This is a genomic window from Roseiarcus sp. (genome assembly GCF_052145395.1).
Taxonomy (GTDB): Bacteria; Pseudomonadota; Alphaproteobacteria; order Rhizobiales; family Beijerinckiaceae; genus Roseiarcus.
Map to the genome: position 1 here is coordinate 1 of NZ_JBKQOT010000801.1, position 4,209 is coordinate 4,209.

At 65.6% G+C, this 4,209-nt stretch carries 3 protein-coding genes; all 3 read right to left on the bottom strand.

The window, feature by feature from the left end; genetic code table 11:
* Positions 1 to 265: integrase arm-type DNA-binding domain-containing protein (locus tag ACLP25_RS27625; RefSeq protein ID WP_442472303.1), on the bottom strand; the 265-nt coding region annotated here is incomplete at its 3' end.
* 376 nt (positions 266 to 641) lie between these two features.
* Entirely contained in the window at positions 642 to 1,616 is a 975-nt protein-coding gene (locus ACLP25_RS27630) for a tetratricopeptide repeat protein (protein ID WP_442472304.1), read from the bottom strand.
* 196 nt (positions 1,617 to 1,812) lie between these two features.
* On the bottom strand, positions 1,813 to 4,209 hold a 2,397-nt coding region (locus ACLP25_RS27635; protein ID WP_442472305.1), incomplete at its 5' end, for a valine--tRNA ligase.

The window sequence follows — 4,209 nt, forward strand, 5'->3', positions numbered from 1 at the left end:
GGAACTCATGGGAAGCCCCGTGGAAGCTTGGGGCAGTACTGGCCTGTAGTGTGTTGCCGAGGGCACTGAGTGCCGCTCTACGGGCAGCTTGGAGGCTCATAGCGGGGTAGTGGCCGAGGCGTACCCTTGTGCGGTTCGTGCCTTTGATGATGAGCCACGTTTTTCGGTGCTTGCCGATGCGAATGCCGAATGAGGGTGTGTGGTCGTCGAAGTAGACGCCCTCTGCGAGGGTACGAATGGTCATGTCGGTGAAGTGCGCACGCATTTTGACACTTTTTGATCCGCAAATGAGTGGTGGTGCGGGGGTTCGGTACGTTGCACCGTGTGCATGCGAATAATGCAAAAGTGTAGCGTTTGCAAGTGAATGCGCGAGATATGTTGCGGTATGTGATGCGGTGGTTTGGGGGAAGTGACAACCTTGCGGTTGTCGAAACGAACCAGGAGGTCATCGCCGCCTCTCCAGTTTTTTTAACCCCCAAGCCAGACTCACGCCCAATCGGTATCGAGCGAACATGGCCCAATGGCGGCGAATCCTACGCCTCGAACCGAACCGAAAGGCCTCTCCCGACGGATGATCGCCAAGACCCCGCAAGGCAAAGCGGCGCGGCGCTTCGCCACGGCGGAACATCGATCGCGACGGGCTACTGGGCGGGCGGAGGCTGAGGCGGAGGCGGCGCGGCCGCGACGACCGGAACCCCGAGCGGCCGGAGGATCTGCAGGGTCTGGACAACGGTCCGCGAGATCACCGACGGCAGGGGCGGACCTTTGGCGCGCTCGTCGAGCATCGCCGTCGCCATCTCCCGGTCGGGAAAACTCGCGGCGGCGAGATCCTGGCGATACAGATCGCGGATCCAGTCGTCCTTCGGACCTTCCGCGCGGTTGTTGGCGATGGTGAGCCACATGAGCCCGCGCGCCCGTTGCGGCAGAACCCCGTCGCCAGTGAACAGCAGATGGCCGAGCAGCGCCTGCGACGGACGATGGCCCTTGCCCGAGGCCAGCATCAACCAGCGGATGGCGACGAGCTTGTCCTTCGCCAGACCACCGGCACCGACCATGTACATGTGGGCGAGATTGTACTCTGCATCCGGATCCCCGAAGGTGGAGGCGGCGTACTGGAACAGTTCGCGCGCACGTTCGGGATCCGGGCGAATGTCGCTGTTGGGAATGCCGGTCAGGCTATAAACACCGACCGCAACGAATGCGCTCGCGACCGCGCCGCGATTTCGCGGGTCCAGCGCGTCCTCGTCATAGTCCTCAACGAGCTGGTTGAAGTAATAATAGGCCTTGACGTCGTCGCGCGCTACGCCGACGCCGTCGGCGTACATCTCGCCGAGTTTCCAGCGTGCGACCGGCTGCCCGCCCGCGGCCGCGTAGGTCAGGGCGTCGACGCACGAAGCGGCGTTGCCGGCGTTGAGGTCGTCGAGCCCGGCGCGAAGAGCCTGCTCGGCGCTTACGTAGCTCTTCGGCGAGATTTTCGCGGGAGGACCGTTGGTCGAACCGTCGAAAGCGAGCGCGGGCGCGGTGACAACCAAAAGCAGAAGCGCCGCCAGCAGCGCGCTTTCGCGCCCTCTCCAACCGGCCCTGCTCCCCGCTTCGTCACACGCGTCAACGCGCATAGGTTCCGATCCGCCAACCGGCCACGCCGCATCCTCGAACGAGGGCGCAAGTTACGCGTGACAACCGTAAACTGCGGCCGAGAAACTGCGAGTCGTTTATGGCGCAATCGCGGCGCGCCACGGTCGGAATCCCGGCCCCGGAAAGAAGCAAAATGGCTGTTGCGCAGGCGCCACATTCCTCGGTCCGCGCGGCCGGCTACACCCCCTCGAGACGCTCGCGCGCGTGGGTGAGCTTGGCGAGCTGCCCCTCGAACGTCTCGCGCCGTTCCTCATGCTCAGCGATCACGTCCTCCGGAGCGCGCGCGAGGAAGTCGTCGTTGCCGAGCTTCGCTACGACCTTGGCGATCTCGACTTTGACATTGTCGATCTCCTTGTCGAGCCGCGCGCGTTCCGCGGCGAGATCGACCACCCCGGCCAATGGCAGAGCGACGACCTCCCCCCGCACGACAAGCAGCACCGAGCCGGGCGGCGCGACGGCGGCCGATTCGACCCCCTCGACCCTGGCCAGCCGTTTGACGCTCTCGCTCCAGACGGCTGCGCTCCTGGCCGCACGATCGCTTGGGGACACCAGGATCAGCGACATGGGCGTCGACGGGGGAACGCCCATTTCCGATTTCACCGATCGAATCTCGCCGATCAGATCCACGATCCAGCCGATCTCCGCCTCGATCGTCTCGTCGACCTCGAGCCCCTCTTTCGGCCACGGCCCCAGCGCCAGCGGGCCATCGCGCGGGGGCCCCGCCTCCCCCTTGATCGCCCACAGCTCCTCGGTGAGGAACGGCATGAACGGGTGCAGGAGCGCGTAGATCGTATCGAGCACATGAGCGATCGTCGCCTTCGTCTCGGCCCTGGCGGGTCCGTCCGCGCCGCCTTGCAGCACGGGCTTCGCCAGTTCCAGGTGCCAGTCGCAGAAGACGCTCCAGACGAAGCGATAGACGGCGTTCGCCGCGTCGTTGAACCGGTAGGATTCGATCGCCCCCGCCGTCTCCGCCGCGGCCTTCGCGGCCTCGCCGAGAATCCAGCGGTTGAGCGGCTCGCGGGTTGCCGCCGGATCGAATCCGGCGACGCGGACGCAACCGTTCATTTCGGCGAAGCGCGAGGCGTTCCAGAGCTTGGTTGCGAAATTGCGGTAGCCTTCGACGCGCGCCTCCGAGAGCTTGATGTCTCGGCCCTGCGCCGCCATGGCGGCGAGCGTGAAACGCAGCGCGTCGGCGCCGTAGCGGTCGATGAGGTCGATCGGATCGATGACGTTGCCCTTCGACTTCGACATCTTCGCGCCCTTCTCGTCGCGCACGAGGGCGTGGATGTAGACGTCGCGGAACGGAATCTCGTTCCGGAAGTGCAAGCCCATCATCATCATCCGGGCGACCCAGAAGAAAATGATGTCGAAGCCGGTGACCAGGACGTCGGTCGGATAGTAGCGCCTGAGTTCTGGCGTCTCGTCCGGCCAGCCCAGCGTGGAGAAGGGCCACAGCGCCGAGGAGAACCAGGTGTCGAGCACGTCGGGGTCGCGCTTGAAGGTCGCCGCAAGACGAGCCGGATCGCGCGCAAGCGCTTCGGCCTCGGCGTCGGTGAGCACGCCGCGCTCCACGCCGTCGGCGAGCGCCGCCGCATAGGCCGCCTCCTCGGTCTCCTCGACGGTGCAGCCGCCCCAGGGCGAATACCAGGCGGGGATCTGGTGTCCCCACCAGAGCTGACGCGACACGCACCACGGCTGGATTTTCTCCAGCCATTCGTAATAGGTCTTCTCCCAATTCTTCGGCACGAACTCAGTGCGCCCGTCCCGGACCGCCGCGAGCGCGGGCTCGGCCAGCGTCTTGGCGTCGACAAACCATTGATCAGTGAGCCAAGGCTCGAGGACGGCGTACGACCGATCGCCATGCGGGACCGTGTGCGCATGTGGCTCGATCCGGGCCAGGAAACCCGCGAGCGCCATCATCTCGACAATGTGCAGGCGGGCGACGAACCGGTCCGCGCCGTCCACCGCGGCGATCAGCCGGGCGTGGTCATGGTCGCTCTCCAGCCCCTCGAAGAAAGCCAGGTTGTCCTTCAGGCAGACGCGCGCCTCCGCATCGAGGACGTTGATCGGCCGCGCGCCCTCCGCCTCATGACGCTTGCCGACCTCGAAGTCGTTGAAATCGTGGGCGGGCGTGATCTTGACGGCGCCGGTCCCCTTCTCGGGGTCGGAATACTCGTCGGCGACGATCGTGATCAGACGGCCGACCAGCGGCAGCCGGACCTGCCGGCCAACCAGGCCCCGGTAGCGCTCGTCTTCGGGATGAACGGCGATGGCGGAGTCGCCGAGCATCGTCTCGGGCCGCGTGGTGGCGACCGTGACCCGCTCGCCGATCTCCTCGCCGCGCCCGTCGACCACCGGATACTCGAAATAGTAGAGATGACCGTTCGGGTTCTTCGCGAGAACCTTGGCGAGCGCGCCGGCGTTGAGCGGCTCGCCGTCGTCGCGCGACCATTTGAACGAGCCCTTGCACTCGACCTGGACGACTTCCAGATCGGAGATCGCCGTCTGGAATTTCGGGTCCCAGTTAACGAGCCGCTTGTCCTTGTAGACGAGCCCGTCGCGGTAAAGCTGAAC